The following is a 16943-nucleotide window of genomic DNA, read 5'->3' as shown; positions in this document are numbered from 1 at the left end:
CTTGCAGCAAACGAATTTGCTACCACTCAGACACCGTAACGGGGTGTTTCCGGGATTGTGTATACTTTCCGCAATCCGGCTCAGGAGTGATCTTCATTTCCAATTTGTTGACCGGGCTCTCACCATCCCCGACTCGCTTTGCACAAATTTGAAAATTACTATCTCTGTCAATGCCATTCTAAATATATGGAGACAATTATAAGTGTACAATTAGATAAATGTCAAGCTTACTCGTTATCCGCTACCATTTCTAACCGTTCTGTATCAATTTCGTACTCCATTAGACTATCCCAATCATCAGATTGAATCAAGTCCAGCTGTGCTTCAATCAGCATTTTGAAACGAGTACGGAATACTTTTGATTGCTTTTTCAAATCTTCAATTTCCACCGAAATTCGACGGGCACGTGTGAGTGCTTCATTGACAATTCGATCTGCATTTTTTTCTGCTTCTTTCACAATTAACTTAGATTCTTTCATGGAGTTACGACGAACATCCTCTGCCGCCTCCTGTGCAACTAGGATAGACTTTTGTAGCGTTTGTTCAATCGAATTGAAATGAGTAACTTGTTCAGTCGATTGCTTCAAGCTATTTTTCAATGTTTTATTTTCTTCAAGAAGATTTTCAAAATCTTTCATGATTTGCTCTAGAAATTCGTTGACCTCATCCTCATCATAGCCGCGGAATTTACTTGTGAATTCTTTATTATGTATATCGATTGGTGATAGAGCCATTCAACGCATCCCCCTACAACATCATTTACATTCTATTATACATGCTAAAGTGTTAGAAAACAGCATTTTTCGAAAACTATTATCTGAAAAATCATTCTAACTTTCCAATGACGAGGCGAATTTTGTCTTTTCGTGTTCTTCCTTCAATCGCCATCACTTTAAATCTGCCGGAACCTCTTATAGATAACATATCCGACTCTTGGAGTTCAAACGCAGGCTGATCTCTTACTGCCCAGTTCACTTTTACTTTGTCTCCATGAATAAGAGATGCCGCTTTTTGTCTTGAGACATTTGCCAGCGCTGCAATAACTGTATCAAGTCGTAAGGAACTGACAATATGCATTTCTTCCGTCCAGCTATCTGCCGAAGTAATCCAGTCTTCCGGTTGATTACTTTCCTCGACCGTCACCTTCGCTTTGCCGATAGAAACAAAATTAGCCGTCATATAATCCTTCAGCTCATCAGCAACTGAAAATTGTACTTCATCCTCTCCTACACGAATATCACCAAATTTTGAACGGTCAATGCCCAGCGACATCATCGATCCAAGAATGTCTTTATGCTCCAGCTGCAAAAATTTCGTAGCGTATTTCACATTGAATATCGCAATTTGATAATCCTCCGTTTCGGGCACATAATAATCAGGATAGATTAAAATCCGCTGTCGCTCTGCCTCGGCAAATGCCCCGTACGAGCCAACCAACAACATAGAGTTACGTGCTAGTGATTCAACAATAAACTGCTGTCTCGGGTCTAGAAATCCCGTCAATTTAGGGGCATAGCTATCCTCAACCTCACGTATCCAGCCAACCGCCATCTCAATGAACGGCTGCTCGTCCTTACGAAAATGCTGCAAAATCGTTTCCATGATTTTACCTCTCTTATACAAAAATCCTCACCTAGGTGAGGATTTGCATGATATTTTAGAAGAAAACAATATTCAATATTGAAATAACACCCGCACGAATTAAGCTTAGCGCAAACAGCGCAACAATTGGCGATATGTCAATCATGCCTAGTGGCGGGATGAATTTCCTGAAGAAACTCAAATACGGCTCTACAATAACCGCAAGAAATTGACCAATTTTTGTTTCGCGTGTGGATGGTACCCATGACATCAAAATATAAATAACTAGCGCTATTGTATAAATTTGAAATGCCCAATATACACCGTTATAAAGTAAAACTACCATACTAATTCATACACCTCATTCAACTTAATTCAGCAAAAGTCCTCCACTTCCATAGATGGCAGGATAGGCGCTGTGTTGTATTTCAAATCAGTGGGTGTTCAATCTCCATGCTGATTTAAGTTTAGCCTCCGGCGGATGTCACGGATTTTCAAAGGTACTTTTCGAGCAAGCTCGAAAAAATCCGGACGCAATCACGCCTTGGCGTGATTGATTTCTATCGTTCAAAGTAGTCAGAGATCGCTCCAGCAACTTCTACATTTTCAGGCGTGCAAAGGAATATATCCGTTCCGATGCGTTGAATATCTCCACTTAACGCATAGACCGTTCCACTTAGGAAATCCACAATGCGAATACCTTGGTCACGTTCAATCCGCTGTAAGTTGACGACAACTGCCCGTTTGTTTTTCAAATGCTCCGAAATATCTTGCGCTTCTGCATAAACACGTGGTTCGATAAGTATCACTTTAGACGATTTCTGAACGCTTTGCAGGCTGACGACTGTCGCAGCTTGTTGTGCTTCGCCCATTGGCTGTTTCTGTCTTCGTGGCTGCGCCTTACGCTGCGGTGGTGGTTCTTGGGAAGCGCGTGGCTCCTCATGACCTGGCTGTTGTTCTTGACTAACATCCTCTTCATCGTCTAAGTAAAACCATTTTTCGAATTTATTTTTAATACTCATGCGTCCTCCCCGCTTTCTGCTCCGACAAGTGCAGTCCCGATTCTGACATGAGTTGCACCTTCCTCGATTGCGATTATGAAGTCATTGGACATTCCCATAGACAATTGTGTGCACGGTGCATATGACAATCCTTGAGCTGCTATGCCGTCACGAAGCTCCCGCAACGAACGGAAAACCGCTCGAACTATATCCATATCCTCCGTGAATGGTGCCATCGTCATTAAACCAATGACACGGATTTTATCGTAAGCTCTCATCTGTTCGATAAAAGCAGGTAGTTCAGCTGGCGTAACCCCCGATTTACTCACCTCACCCGATACGTTCACTTGGATGAAGCAGTCAACAGGTTGCTCTGCACGCTTTTGAACTTCTTTTGCTAGGCTCAATCGATCAACAGAATGTAAGTAATCAATTCGATTGATAATATCTTTCACTTTTCGGCTTTGAACATTACCGATGAAATGCCAGGTCGCCCCGTTCTGAATCGCTTCCTGTTTTTCAAGTAAAACTTCAGGACGGTTTTCACCAAGATTGGCAAAACCCGCTTCAATCACATCTGAAGCTCTTGCCGCAGACACTTCTTTCGTCACAGCAACAACTGTAATTTCTGAGCGCTTTCGACCTGATCGGTCACAAGCATCCTGTATATCAATTTCAATTTTTTCAATTCTTTGTTGTAAACTACTCACCATTATCACTACTTTTCATAGTTCTTACACTACATTGTAACAAGTGGGCGCCTACATATCAATAATAAGTCATTTTTCGTTGTCTTTTTTACCAACTAATACAATATCTTTTCCGATTGTCATAATATCCTCGAGTCTAACCCGTTTTGTATTCTTATCTTTAGCTTCGAAAAACAAACCTCGATCCCCACCGCCTACATGCAATGACTCCACTTTCCCATTCTTGCTGTCAATCGTCGCATCCTGTACAAACCCAAGGAATGAACCTTTCGTTGCATCAATAACTTCTTTTTTTTGAATTTCTGAAAATCTCATCATGAACCCCTCCTTAGAATGACTATATGATTAAAAACGAGATACCATTTTGGCATCTCGTTTTTAACAATTATATTTTCTGGTCCATGCCATCCCGAATAATTTTCACTGCATTTTTTTCCAATCTTGAAATTTGCGCTTGCGAAATACCTAATTCCTTTGCAATCTCCGTCTGCGTCTGTCCTAAATAAAATCGCTTGGAAAGAATCGTCTGCTGCCGCTCATCCATTTCAGATACCGTCTCTTTTACAGCGACATACGTCAACCAGCGTTCTTCTGAGACCGTTTTATCCTGTAGCTGATCCATCATATAGACGGGATCTCCGCCGTCACTATTAATTGGCTCATGGAGTGACATCGGATCTTGAATTGCATCGAGTGCAAACAAAATATCATCCGCGGGTATTCCCGTCGCTTCCGACAAATCGGAAATGCGCGGTTCCTTTTGGTTATCATTGATAAATTGTTCCTTCGCACGAATTGCTTTATACGCAATGTCGCGCAGTGATCTTGAAACTCGAATAGAATGATGATCCCGCAAATGTCGTTTAATCTCTCCAACAATCATTGGCACTGCATACGTTGAGAATCGTACATTATGTTTCAAGTCGAAGTTGTCAATTGATTTTAGTAAGCCAATGCAGCCGACTTGAAATAAATCATCCGCTTGCTCGCCTCTATACGCAAAACGCTGAACTAAACTAAGAACAAGTCGCAAATTACCGATGACTAGCTCTTCCCTTGCGGAATGATCGCCGCTTTGTAGCCTAATAAACGTTGCTTTCATCACTTCATTCGTGAGTAATGGCAATTCGGACGTATCGATTCCACATATTTCTACTCTTGTACGCACCATTCGCTCTTCCTCCGTATTCTGTAGATGACTGTAACAGTAGTCTGTCCGCAGTCATCCAGAATATGCGGGGAATCACATCTCCAATTTCAACCATCATACGATGGAATGATTTAGCCTCTCGCGTAAATCCATAATAATTTTCTTTTCAAGCCGTGAAATATAGGACTGGGAAATTCCAAGCAATTCTGCTACTTCCTTTTGCGTCATCTCCACTTGTCCAGTCAAACCAAATCGACATTCCATAATATAACGTTCTCGTTCGTCAAGCGTTCCAATCGCCTCAATCATGTGCTGACGTTCAATTTTCTTTTCAACATCATCAGTAATAATATGCTCATCTGTGCCAAGAATATCTGAAAGAAGTAGTTCATTACCATCCGCATCTGAATTAAGTGGTTCGTCAAACGAGATTTCAGAGCGCGTTCGATTCGTTTTCCGTAAATGCATGAGAATTTCATTTTCAATACAGCGCGATGCATACGTTGCTAATTTTATATTTTTATCAATTTTAAATGTCTCAATCGCTTTGATAAGTCCAATCGCTCCAATACTAATGAGATCTTCGATATGCGTATTGGTATTATCAAAACGACGAGCAATGTACACGACGAGACGAAGATTTTTTTCAATGAGTGTGTCTCTTGCATTCATATCGCCCTCCATAAATGCATGAATTGCTTTTGCTTCCTCCTCACGTGTTAATGGTTTAGGTAATGATTCATGTCCTCCGATGTAGTATACGCCGTTTTTTCGTTTAAAAAAGCTGGCAATTACCGACATCCACTTTTTCATTTCATGCAACATCTACAGTTCCTCCTTTTAATGATTCCATTGCAGATACGTGTAAAATGGCTTGGGCACCATCTGGGTACCGACGATCATTTACCGTAAGTACGATATAGCCAGGTTGTAGCAAATTCCCGCTTTCAATTGTCCAGTGCTCAAATTTTAATCCTACCGCCCACGAACGTCCTTGAATCGTTACAAGTCGAATTAGCCGCAGTGATTTTTGATGTCTATCTGGGAACGCCGCTAGCGAAGACCCATTTTGAGCATCCCACGCCAACAATGCCTCTTTCAAATCCTCAGGTAAATAAGCATCGACTGATTTTAGGGCAACAAAATGGACAGGCGCGCCAGTCAGTGGCTCCGTACAACCATTTCCCGAATCGACAAACACAGTTAGCGGAATATCCTGTCCCCATATATGAAGCACTGACAATGATTTCAATTCTGATACATGTCGTGCTATCCTGACAGCTAGCCATTTCTTATGCATGACATAGAGAGCTGCATAGGCAACGATTGCATAAGCAAGGACATTCAACGAAGAATTCACTGTCTCGATGCGAAAATGGAAAGCTGTTAATAACCCACCAGCAAATACCGCTCCAATCAACACTATCGTTGCAGATTTCTTCCACGGCTCAAAAGCCTTGCCAAAAGCACAATAGGTCATGCCGATAAAAGACAGTACAACAGCGACAGCGGATGACGAAAAAATGGTGACAGGTAGTGCACCTACAAAGGAAGCGAGCAGGAGACGTCTTCGAGTCGCATGAGCGTTACCTACTTTGTTCGCAAATGACAGGATGGCATAATTGAACAGCATATTCACGCCAATAATGATTTCCCCGTACATAGACCGCCCTCCCTGCAAACAACGATAGCATTTAAAAGCTAAAATGTTTGTCGGAACAAGGAGGAAATCCTATGAAATAACCGACATATATTGCACTTTTTCTGCATCTTTTTTTCAAATAAAAAAGCTACGTCCTCATCAAAATTGACAAGGACGTAGCTTCTCTTTTTTTATCGACGACGATTGCGTAAAAATGTTGGGATATCGAGCGTGTCATCCTGCTGACTGCTCTGTTGCTGGCGCGTTGGCTCTGGTTGTTGGAACTGCGGCGCTTCTTCTCTACGCTCACGAGTGAGCGGCTGTTGTGTTGTTGCTGATTGTTCAGCCTGTTGACGACCCGTTCCGAAGCCTGCGCTTCTTGCAGGACGCGCTTGCATTAGTTGCGCTTCATTAAATCCAGTTGCAATAACTGTAACGATAATTTCATCTTTTAAATCATCGTTGATGACAGATCCGAAAATCATATTGACATCCTCATCTGATGCAGAGGCTACAATATCTGCGGCTTCTTGCACTTCAAATAGACTCAAGTTCGAACCACCCGTAATATTCATCAAAACGCCTTTTGCACCGTCAATAGACGTTTCGAGCAATGGGCTTGAAATAGCTTTCTTTGCCGCTTCTGCCGCCCGGTTTTCACCCGTTGACATCCCGATTCCCATTAGCGCTGAGCCTTTATTGGACATAATTGTTTTCACATCCGCAAAGTCGAGGTTAATAAGACCCGGTACAGCGATTAAATCCGAGATCCCTTGTACCCCTTGACGTAGAACATTATCCGCTTCGCGGAATGCTTCTAGCATCGGTGTATTTTTATCAACTATTTCTAGTAATTTATCGTTCGGAATAACGATGAGCGTATCGACAGATTCCTTCATCGCAGTAATGCCACCAATTGCTTGAGTAGAACGCTTGCGTCCCTCAAATGTAAACGGTCTTGTAACCACACCAACTGTCAGTGCGCCAAGATCCTTGGCAATTTGTGCGATAACAGGAGCAGCACCCGTCCCTGTTCCGCCGCCCATACCAGCTGTGACAAATACCATATCTGCACCGCGTAACGCTTCCTCTAACTGTTCTTTACTTTCTTCAGCAGCCTTTTTACCAACCTCCGGATTTGCACCTGCTCCAAGCCCTCGTGTTAGTTTACCGCCTATTTGTAATTTCACTTCCGCACTTGAAAGGTTGAGAGCTTGTGCATCCGTGTTCACTGCTATGAACTCCACACCTCGTACACCATGTTCAATCATTCGATTTACAGCATTATTCCCACCGCCGCCAACACCGATTACCTTGATAACCGCAAGCGCGTCGATATTCGTATCAAATTCTAGCATCGTCTCTCCTCCTCATCTACTTATTCAAAGAAATTGTCAAAAACTTTTTTTGCTTTATCCAAAATACCCGGCTTCTTTTCTTTGTTGCGTTCTACCGGCTTGTTCTTGTTACTCGGAGCGGGTACATGATGATCTGTCCCTGTCACCGTCTCCGTAGTCGATTCATGACCAAAATAGGTGTCTTGCATATGTGCATAACGTATTAACCCTACTGCCGTCGTATACATCGGCTCTCTTACACCGATATATTCTGGTGTATGAATTCGAACTCTTGTTTTCAACACATGTCTAGCAAGCTGTAAAATACCATCGAGCTTCGTAATCCCACCAGTTAGTACGACACCGCCCGGTAAGTCGCGTATGCCCATCCGATAAAACTCGTCCAGAATGAGTTCAAAGAGCTCTTCCAGTCGGACACCTATAATTTCCGATATGTATCGTTGGCTATATTGATCTTTTGAATCTGCTCCAATGACAGGTACTTCAAATAATTCATCATCGGAAGCATCATCCGAAAAGGCATGACCATATTGGTGTTTAATTTTCCTAGCCTGTTCCGTCGGTGTTTTTAAAATAATCGATAAATCTTTTGTAATATGGTCGCCGCCTACCGGGATAACTGCCGTCGCCATAAAACGATTTTCTCCGAATATCGCAATTGTTGTAGAACCTCCGCCGATATCAATAAAGGCAGTTCCGTGATTTTTCTCATCATCCGTCAATGCAAACGTTCCTGCGGCTAACGGTTGCAAGTAAATTTCACGAATGACTAGGCCGGCCCGCTCGACACAACGCAATATATTATGAACAAGCGTTTTAGAGGTCGTAATGAGTGTACCATCCATTTCAAGACGTACACCGATCATTCCACGAGGATCTGTAATTTCATCATAATCATCCACTATGAACTGCTTCGGAATAATATTAACAATTTCCCGTTCAGGCGGAACGGACATCACTTGTGCCGATTTCATCACTCGTTCCAAGTCATCGTCTGTAATTTCCCGGTTTTCCGAGTTCACAGCTACAACACCTTTAACATCCTGCAATAAAATCCCGTTTGCTGGAATACCAAGAATGACTTCGCGAATTTGCATTCCAATCATTCGTTCCGCTTGATCAACCGCCTTACGGATGGATTGAACGGTTGCGTCAATGTCGATAATTGTCCCTTTGCGGATTCCAGCAGATTGGACATTACCTACTCCAATGACATGTAAAGCCCCGCCATCTACTTCGCCTATTAATACTTTAACTGTTGAAGAACCTATATCAAGTGATACATATAATTCTGATTGGCTCAAACTAGCACCTCCCATAGCAACTCTTTCTAAACACTAATATTATATACATATCTTATTCTATTGTATTACAGGTACATTGTCTAAATATTTTCGACATCTCTTGTCCAAATCCTTTTATTCCGAAGCATTTGTTGAAGAATGCTTGCCCCGCTCCGTCCATTTTGTGAGCATAATCCTCCTAATGACGGCGATATTTTGGAATAACCGTACACCAAAAGCAAAAACTGCCGCTAAATACAAATCGACTCCTAAATGCACCCCTAGAAATGCTAGAATCGCCGCAAGAGCAATGTTGAAGAAGAACCCCGACACAAACACCTTATCATCGTACACCTGCTGTAAATAGGCCCTGATGCCTCCAAATAACGTATCGAGCGCAGCAAGCACTGCAATCGATAAGTAGTTGCTATAAATTTGTGGAATTTGTATGTCTGATAATAAACCAAGTGAAATTCCAAGAATTAATCCGAGCAAAGGTAACCACATAGTCATTCCCCTTTCGGCGTTTCCTTCAAAAATTGGTTGTCGAATTTTTCTGGAAAGCCACGGATTTCCAATTGTTCTACTGGTTTTCCGATATCCAACAGAAGATTATCCAGATAAAAATCATCGTGAATGGGTGAGGCTGCTAAATAATTGTACATTTTTTCACTTTCCTTCAGCGACGGTGAAATGATTTTTATTGAAAACGGTGGGGTTGACACATTCAATCCGTTCACTGTCGTCACACCATTGATATCTCTGATTGAACTTAATGTTGTAAATCGTTTACCATCAATTTCAAGAGTAAATCCTTTATAACGACTCACTTCATTGACAAAGCGGGTTAGTAAGTCTGGAGAAATATCCCGAATTGGTGTTCCGAATGCAATGCTTTCTGCCGATGGTCGCACCTCGATAAGAATACCCGGTCCTTCCACATCCGTCATACCTGCCTGCCGATACAACTTGTCAACTGTTTCGGTAAGTGCTTTCCCCGTATTTTCATCACTTAAAGATCTATAGGTATAAATGGTCCTATCCAACTCCCGGATTTCTGATAGCAATTCGGAGTGTAGCTGTTTTTCTGTGGACAACTCATTGCGAATTGTCCAAATATCTCGTGTATCGCGCTCCTTTGGACTTTTCATCGAACTGTATTGGACGGCTATCATAAACCCAACGATTAGCAAGATTAATGTGAATCTCCAATGTATCACTTTTTTCACCCGTCCAACCTCCTCCTACCTTCAACTTTCAGTCCTCAATGCAGATAATTGGATTTCCTTTAATTGCTCCATTGTTACAACGATATTATCATGAATGAGACTATCTATGACACCGCCCTTTAAATGCAATGAGGCAGATAGTACATCCATATCTCCGATCGCTTCGATTACAAATGGAGCAGGAAAAGTTCGTCCATCAATCGTAATGACAGGTCCTGTACATTTAATATAAGAATTTGACGTAATTCTTTGTCCATTTATCGCTAATCCTTGTGCCCCCGAAATTTTAAGTTCATTGATGACCCGAAAAATATGGCTTTCATGAACAATATAATCATTCGGATTTTGTTCAACTGGATCATAATCAGCATCTTTTAGTGTGATTTTGATACCTTGTCCAACAGCTGGTATTACACCAAGCAGCAAGCGAAGATCCTGTGCCTCTTCAACGAGACCGGCATGATCTTCCTCCCTTGTAGAAAAGGAACGCTCATACTCACGAATCTCTTCCTGCTTAGCGGCGATTTCATCAGTTAACTCCTTGTTACGTTCTTGTTGACTTATCAAATCTTCCCGATATTTTTCTTCATTGAGGAAGGATGCAGATTGAATATTGTCAGTTTCATCATGCGTGCCAAGTGTTCGATAGGAAAAGGCTAGGATGAAACCAAGAACAAGAAAGACGACAGAAAAAAGAATATGTCTCCCTCTTTTCTTATATTCATCATTCGTCTTCTTCGTCAACGGGATCCACCTCCTCTTCTTCATCTGGAAGTCCATACATTTTCGTGAATGGCACAAAGAACGTGCCCACTTCCATATCTATAACACCTTTTTCATAGTCCTTCAATTGTGCAGTGACTTCCGGATAGAATGCCATCTTTTCTGCAAATGTTGAAATGATAGCGCGAACTTCAAATCCATCAACCATGTAAACAGTAATACTATCCTCATCTTCCGCCGCCCCATCGAAAATGATTTCAGAAATGAGATGGTATACATCACTTTCCATTTTCAACAATTGAGCAGACATTCGCTTTAGGCTATCCTCATTCGTAAAGTTATTAAGGATAGGTGCCTCTGCTTCTCGCAATAACACCCCCGTCGGGAATGTATCGCCATTTTCAAGCAACAAGCTATATTGCCCATTCTCTTCAAGATAAGCAACCGTGTTCCATTCAGTAATAACAATTTCGATATTTCGCAGCCATTTTCGAGAGACTACTACTTCCTCAACACCCTTAATGTCCATCAATCGATTTTCCACATTCGAAATGTTAAAACTCCATAAAGGGTTGTCCATCGTTAGTCCGCTCTGTTCTTCATAAAACGATGACTCATGGAGCCCTGCTCCTTTAACATGAATGTCACCGATTTTACTTAAGTCTGATTGGAAATAGAGAATTGCGAGGAGCGCAACAACAAATATTATTAACATGAACAAGAATTTCTTATTTGTCTTTCTACGACGCTTCTCACGCATAGAAGGGATTCGCTCTTCAATATCAATGACTTTATCCATGTCGGCTCCTCCTCTCTCACACTGGCTTCTTTTTATTTGTAAAATGCATAATAGTTCCAGCTGCCATCCAAGTCGTCATTAAGGAAGAGCCCCCGTAACTGATGAATGGCAGTGTAACACCTGTTACAGGAAGTAATCCCGAGACGACACCGACATTCAAAAAGGTTTGAAAAAGGATCATTGAACCCATTCCAGCGACCATCAGAAATGCATAACGCCCCTCCGTTCGGATAGCGATGCCAAACGCTGTCACCAATAGCATGGCAAATAGCAATAACACCACTGTCGCACCGATGAATCCCGTTTCTTCCGCAATAATCGAAAAGATGAAATCGTTTTGTGGCTCTGGCAAATATAAATACTTCTGACGACTATTGCCATAGCCATGCCCAACCAATCCGCCGGGAGCGATAGCAAATAACGACTGAATCCCTTGAAAGCCCGTTCCACGCGGATCACTCCAAGGATCGATATATGACTTGATACGGTCTAAACGATACGGTGCTGCCGCAATTAAAGCGACAAAGGCAGCAATTCCTCCTGCGCCAAGAAACGCAAAAAACTTTAGTGGGTAGCCAGCGATGAATAAAATGACAAAAGCTGAAACAATCATAATGACCGCCGAACCAAGATCCGGTTGAAGCATAATAAGACCTGCTGGTAGAAGAATTAACCCGAAATGACTTAAACGGAAAATACCTTTCCCCTTCGTATCATTCAGACTACAAGCTAGCTTGCCGATAAGTGCAACTTTAATGAATTCCGCAGGTTGTATACTAAATGGTCCAAAGGCAATCCAGCTTTGAGAGCCATTTCTTACTGCCCCAATACCAGGGATAAGGACAGCAACAAGTAGTATAATCATAACAACATAAAATGCCGTCCATATTTTCGGGCTGGAAGTTAATGGACTTTTCATTATGACAATCGCAATTCCAATGGATACCGCCATATAAATAGCTTGTTTTACAATGAATGGCGAAGAATCTCCATAATGAACAGCTCCCCAATACGAGCCCGCCGAGTGAACGAAAACCAGCCCTATGAATGACAGCGCCACGGCCGAAACGATAAATAACGTTTTCAACTTACCTTCCAGTGAACGCATCCTTCCGCAAAATTACTCAATCATTGTAGCTGCATGACCGCCTCTATAAATTCATCACCACGTACTTCAAAGCTTTCGTACTGATCCCAACTTGCACACGCCGGCGATAACAAAATAATATCCCCTACTTCAGTCAATGGATAGGACTTTTGCACGGCATCCTTGACATTTTCAGCATGAATAATTTCTTTAATGCCACAGGAGGCGGCAAAAACAGCGAAACGCCCGGCAGTTTCTCCTAAAGCGACAACAGCTTTAACTGTCTCCATGTAAGGACGTAAATCTTCAAATGACTGTCCGCGATCCAATCCACCTGCTAATAAAATCATCGGCGCATGAAATGCTGCTAATGCGCTTTTCGTCGCCAGTGTATTCGTTGCTTTCGAATCATTGTAAAATTTACGACCATGCAATTCTTTGACAAACTGCATTCGATGCCGGACACCTGTAAAGGAGCTAAGTACATTTTCAATAGCTGTTTTATCACATCCAGAAAGAATCGCAGCAGCGGTAGCCGCCAGTATATTTTCAAGATTATGCTGACCTGGCAATTTAATGATAGAACGCTTTACATAAGGTTCCCCGTTCCAATAAATTTGTTCATCATCCGCTGATATTCCCTGCTCCCTCCTACCAAGAAGGGAAAATGGAATCTTCACAGCTAATGAATCCATTACATAAGGGAGAAGCCCTGGCTGATCAGCATTATAAATGACGTAATCCTCTTGTGTTTGGTTCGTCGTGATTGCCGACTTTGCAAAAGCATAAGCTTCGGACGACCCGTGATAATCGAGATGCGCATCATACAAATTCGTCCAAACGGCAATATGTGGACGGAATGTTTCTGTCCCCATTAATTGAAATGACGAGGCTTCTAAAACAATGACTTGTTCTTCTTTGGCCTTTTCAGCAACCGAGCACGACACTGTTCCAATATTACCAGCGATGAGTGGCTGCTGTTCCCCAATATTCAGCATATGGTAGAGTAAAGTAGTTGTCGTCGTTTTGCCATTAGAGCCCGTAATAGCAATAATTGGTGCTTCACTAATTCTCGATGTCAGCTCGATTTCTGTCCAAACAGAAATTTCTTTCGCTAATGCTTCTACTACAACCCGATTACTATAAGGAATGCCTGGATTTTTTACGACGACATCAAAGCCTTTGTCAAGAATCCCTATTGGATGACCGCCGCATATTACTTGAATGCCCTTCGAGCGTAGTATAGCTACCTCTTCATTGCCTTCATCTGGCGAAGCATCATTCACCGTAACAATCGCCCCGAGCGAATGCAGTAGTTGGGCAGCGGCCGAACCACTTTTAGCAAGGCCAAGCACAAGTACTCTCAGGCCATGAAATTGTTCTACATTTTTCACTTACATCACCTCCAACAAGACAGGAATGATAGCGGCTAATAAAGAAATTCCCCAAAACACAAGAACAATCTTCCACTCAGACCAGCCTGATAATTCAAAATGATGATGAATCGGACTCATTTTGAAAACTCGCTTCCCTGTCGTTTTAAAGCTAATGACTTGAATAATGACTGACAACGTTTCAATGACGTAGACAACTCCAATGACAAGCAGCAAGAACTCTTGCTTGATCAATACCGACAACATAGCAAGTGCTCCACCAAGTGCCAATGACCCCGTATCACCCATAAATATTTTAGCCGGTTTAACGTTAAAAATGAGGAAGCCAAGCATTGCGCCCGTTACAACAAAAGCAAACAATGCGATATCCTGCTGTCCAAAAATCAGCGCTAAAACACCAAATGCTCCAAAGGCAATGGAAGATGAGCCCGCAACAAGTCCATCTAATCCATCCGATAAATTCACGGCATTGGAAAACCCAACAAGCCAGAAGATTAGAAATGCTACATAAAATATGCCAAGCTCCATTTCATAATTTGTAAATGGAATTTGAACTATCGTTTCAAAAGGACCAAGCTTCAGAAGGAAGAATGCAATGACTGCAACAATGATTTGACCGATTAACTTTTGAATAGAGGTCAATCCAAGATTCCTTTTCAACACAACGATAATGAAATCATCTAGAAAGCCAATGATACCAAAGCCAACGAACACGAGTAACAGAACTATCGTTTGTGTCGTCAAAACATCGTTTATGTATGAAAGTATTAACGTCGACAATATGATCGAGCCGATAAATATCAGTCCACCCATTGTTGGCGTACCTGCCTTTTTAAAATGGGTTTTAGGTCCTTCCTCTCGAATGCTTTGCCCAAACTTCAATCTTCTGAGGGCTGGGATGATAAAGTACCCCAATAGTGCTGAAATTATGAATGCAACGGCAATGGCCGTTAATATTGTGACGAGTGTCATGATCTTTTTCTCCTTCTATCCTCTGAAGCAGCCACTTCTTATGAACAACTCCAGACTCTTCATTCACATCTGCTGTTTCAAATATGTTATTCCGTATATAAATGGATGACATCGTCGACTGCTATTAATGTGTCAGCGACCGGTAATTGAGATTTCACTTGCTCACCACCACCATGCCATTCAAGACGGTACGTATACAATGACCCCGTAATTTCCTTTTTTGTCATACCAATCAAATCCGGGACCCGATGTGTCATTTCATCGCCCCATTTGTATTTCTTATCAATTTGGTCTTGTCGCTTCTCAATACCTGCAAGTGGAGCAATTTCTTCCATAATTCGACCAACAATCGGTGCCGCAATTACACCGCCAAATTGGACAGAGTTTTTCGGGCTGTCTATTGCAACATATACGAGTAGTTCAGGATCATCTGCCGGCGCAAAGCCAATGAATGACACGATATAATCACCATCTTTATAATGACCATCAACGACTTTTTGTGCAGTCCCCGTTTTTCCCCCTACTCGAAGTCCATCAACAAATGCTTTTCCACCAGAGCCATTGGCAACAACTGACTCCAAAGCTTTTCTCACTTGCTCAGAGGTGTCTTTACTTAAAACACGCCTTTGCATGTCTGGAGAAAATGATTGCAATAACTTGCCTTTATCATCTGTTATTTCCTTGACAATATACGGACGATATAGATAACCACCATTTATCGCAGCTGCGACAGCTTGCACTTGTTGAATAGGCGTTACTGAAATTCCTTGACCAAATGCAGTTGTCGCTTGTTCAACGGGACCGAAATTTTTTTCTGAAAAAAGAATTCCCTTCGCTTCTCCTGCAATACCTGATCCTGTTGTTTGCCCAAAGCCAAAGTCACGTATATATTTATTTAATTTTTCTGGCCCTAAACGTTGGCCGATTTCTACAAATCCAGGGTTACAAGAGTTTTCAACAACTTCTAAAAAGGTTTGATCTTTATGTCCTGCTCGTTTCCAACAGCGTAATCTGGCATTAGCGACCATCACATAACCGGGATCGTAAAATTGGTCATGTTCAAGATCAATCACTTTTTCCTCAAGTCCTGCAGCCAAAGTTATAATTTTAAAGGTAGATCCTGGCTCGAATGTCATCCAAACAGGTAAATTCCGATTATAAATACTCGGATCTACGTCCTGGTATTTTGATGGATCGAAAGTCGGCGCAGAGGCCAATGACAATAACTCACCCGTTTTAGGATTCATCACGATCGCCAATGCTTGCGTTGCATCGAATTTCTCCATCGCCTGCAACAGCTCGCGTTCAACAACCTTCTGCATATCGATATTAATCGTTAGTCCAATATTAGCGCCTTTGTTACCTATCTTGAAGCCATCGTCAACATGCGGTAAGGGTATTCCTTTCGCGTCTGTATACAAACGGATTTTATCGCCCGTTCCTTGCAAAATTTGATCATAGGCATACTCTATACCGGCCAATCCATCATGATCATAGCCTGTAAAGCCAAGCAATCTCGATAACAACTCGCCATTCGGATAATCCCTAACAAAATCGACCCCGGTATACAATCCGTCAATCTGCAACCGTGCGATTTCATCCGCCTGCTCATTTGTAATGTTTTTTGCCAATTTAACCATATACGCTTTTTCTGACATTTTTTCCGTTAGTTTACCTGCATCTACTTTGAGAATAGCTGCAAGTGTTGTTGCTGCACTCGCTATTTCGTGATTTTGAGAAGGCATAAAATATAAAGTGGGAGCTAGCCTACTCCCGACAATCAAACTTCCATTGCGATCCACAATGTCTCCACGCATACCGCCAAATGGAATTTCGCGATCCCAGTTCTCTTCAGCACGATCTTTCAATAATTCATGCCTAATAATTTGTACATGAAACAACTTACCAATGACTAGTGCGAGCAAAATCACAAATATCACAAAAGTTGCTCGCAATCTCTTTTTAGATTGTAAACTTATAAAATTCCGCAGCATCTACACCTCACGTTTTTCTA

At 41.9% G+C, this 16943-nt stretch carries 19 protein-coding genes and 1 other annotated feature (1 of these 20 only partly in view); all 19 genes read right to left on the bottom strand.

Translation table 11 applies throughout. The features are described 5' to 3' along the window. Positions 1-180: a binding site (T-box leader), on the bottom strand; it reaches 37 nt to the left of the window's first position. Positions 181-227: 47 nt separating this feature from the next. The 19 genes from R2B77_RS03545 to R2B77_RS03455 all read right to left on the bottom strand — a co-directional run bounded on the left by R2B77_RS03545 (position 228) and on the right by R2B77_RS03455 (position 16923). Beyond that, positions 228-734 carry a DivIVA domain-containing protein gene (locus R2B77_RS03545; protein WP_203246159.1) on the bottom strand — a complete coding sequence of 169 codons (507 nt, stop codon included), beginning with the start codon at positions 732-734 and terminating at the stop codon, positions 228-230. A 91-nt stretch (positions 735-825) separates the two neighbouring features. Further along, on the bottom strand, positions 826-1602 hold the full coding sequence (locus R2B77_RS03540; RefSeq protein ID WP_203246158.1) for a YlmH family RNA-binding protein: 777 nt from the start codon (positions 1600-1602) through the stop codon (positions 826-828). Positions 1603-1657: 55 nt separating this feature from the next. Continuing rightward, the gene (locus R2B77_RS03535) at positions 1658-1927 is read right to left on the bottom strand and encodes a YggT family protein (protein ID WP_203246157.1); all 270 of its coding nucleotides are present in this window, start codon (positions 1925-1927) and stop codon (positions 1658-1660) included. Between the two features lie 214 nt (positions 1928-2141). After that, complete coding sequence (locus tag R2B77_RS03530) at positions 2142-2603, bottom strand: cell division protein SepF (RefSeq protein WP_203246156.1); 462 nt, start codon at positions 2601-2603, stop codon at positions 2142-2144. Beyond that, on the bottom strand, positions 2600-3295 hold the full coding sequence (locus tag R2B77_RS03525) for a YggS family pyridoxal phosphate-dependent enzyme (RefSeq protein ID WP_203246155.1): 696 nt from the start codon (positions 3293-3295) through the stop codon (positions 2600-2602). The genes R2B77_RS03530 and R2B77_RS03525 overlap by 4 nt, the downstream gene beginning before the upstream one ends. Before the next feature lie 66 nt (positions 3296-3361). Continuing rightward, a complete protein-coding gene (locus R2B77_RS03520; protein WP_203246154.1) occupies positions 3362-3607 on the bottom strand; it encodes a PRC-barrel domain-containing protein in 246 nt (81 codons plus the stop codon). 70 nt (positions 3608-3677) lie between these two features. Beyond that, the gene (gene sigG / locus R2B77_RS03515; protein WP_203246153.1) at positions 3678-4463 is read right to left on the bottom strand and encodes an RNA polymerase sporulation sigma factor SigG; all 786 of its coding nucleotides are present in this window, start codon (positions 4461-4463) and stop codon (positions 3678-3680) included. A gap of 93 nt (positions 4464-4556) precedes the next feature. Next, the gene (gene sigE, locus R2B77_RS03510) at positions 4557-5267 is read right to left on the bottom strand and encodes an RNA polymerase sporulation sigma factor SigE (RefSeq protein WP_203246152.1); all 711 of its coding nucleotides are present in this window, start codon (positions 5265-5267) and stop codon (positions 4557-4559) included. Then, positions 5257-6105, bottom strand: coding sequence for a sigma-E processing peptidase SpoIIGA (locus R2B77_RS03505; RefSeq protein ID WP_203246151.1), 849 nt, complete (start codon positions 6103-6105; stop codon positions 5257-5259). Before R2B77_RS03505 ends, sigE begins: the two co-directional genes overlap by 11 nt. Positions 6106-6275: 170 nt before the next feature. Further along, positions 6276-7442 carry a cell division protein FtsZ gene (gene ftsZ / locus R2B77_RS03500; protein WP_203246150.1) on the bottom strand — a complete coding sequence of 389 codons (1167 nt, stop codon included), beginning with the start codon at positions 7440-7442 and terminating at the stop codon, positions 6276-6278. Between the two features lie 20 nt (positions 7443-7462). Next, positions 7463-8746 (bottom strand): cell division protein FtsA, encoded by a 1284-nt coding sequence (ftsA, locus tag R2B77_RS03495; RefSeq protein ID WP_203246149.1) that lies wholly within the window; start codon positions 8744-8746, stop codon positions 7463-7465. A 114-nt stretch (positions 8747-8860) separates the two neighbouring features. Further along, positions 8861-9232, bottom strand: a complete 372-nt coding sequence (locus R2B77_RS03490) for a small basic family protein (protein ID WP_203246148.1) — start codon at positions 9230-9232, stop codon at positions 8861-8863. 2 nt (positions 9233-9234) lie between these two features. Next, entirely contained in the window at positions 9235-9954 is a 720-nt protein-coding gene (locus R2B77_RS03485) for a DUF881 domain-containing protein (protein ID WP_203246147.1), read from the bottom strand. A gap of 21 nt (positions 9955-9975) precedes the next feature. Beyond that, positions 9976-10698, bottom strand: a complete 723-nt coding sequence (locus R2B77_RS03480; protein WP_203246146.1) for a DUF881 domain-containing protein — start codon at positions 10696-10698, stop codon at positions 9976-9978. Continuing rightward, entirely contained in the window at positions 10679-11476 is a 798-nt protein-coding gene (locus tag R2B77_RS03475; protein WP_203246145.1) for a cell division protein FtsQ/DivIB, read from the bottom strand. Before R2B77_RS03475 ends, R2B77_RS03480 begins: the two co-directional genes overlap by 20 nt. 16 nt (positions 11477-11492) lie before the next feature. After that, positions 11493-12563, bottom strand: coding sequence for a putative lipid II flippase FtsW (gene ftsW, locus R2B77_RS03470; protein ID WP_203246144.1), 1071 nt, complete (start codon positions 12561-12563; stop codon positions 11493-11495). Positions 12564-12604: 41 nt separating this feature from the next. After that, complete coding sequence (gene murD, locus R2B77_RS03465; protein WP_203246143.1) at positions 12605-13957, bottom strand: UDP-N-acetylmuramoyl-L-alanine--D-glutamate ligase; 1353 nt, start codon at positions 13955-13957, stop codon at positions 12605-12607. Then, positions 13958-14929, bottom strand: coding sequence for a phospho-N-acetylmuramoyl-pentapeptide-transferase (mraY, locus tag R2B77_RS03460; RefSeq protein WP_203246142.1), 972 nt, complete (start codon positions 14927-14929; stop codon positions 13958-13960). It abuts the gene before it with no gap. An 86-nt stretch (positions 14930-15015) separates the two neighbouring features. After that, positions 15016-16923: a penicillin-binding transpeptidase domain-containing protein gene (locus R2B77_RS03455; protein ID WP_212391072.1), complete on the bottom strand. Its 1908-nt coding sequence runs from the start codon at positions 16921-16923 to the stop codon at positions 15016-15018. Positions 16924-16943 lie beyond the last annotated feature (20 nt).

Origin of the sequence: Sporosarcina beigongshangi (genome assembly GCF_033485195.1) — a bacterium.
GTDB lineage: Bacteria > Bacillota > Bacilli > Bacillales_A > Planococcaceae > Sporosarcina > Sporosarcina beigongshangi.
The sequence above is the reverse complement of the archived record's forward strand: the minus strand, read 5'-3'. Positions and strand labels throughout refer to the sequence as shown.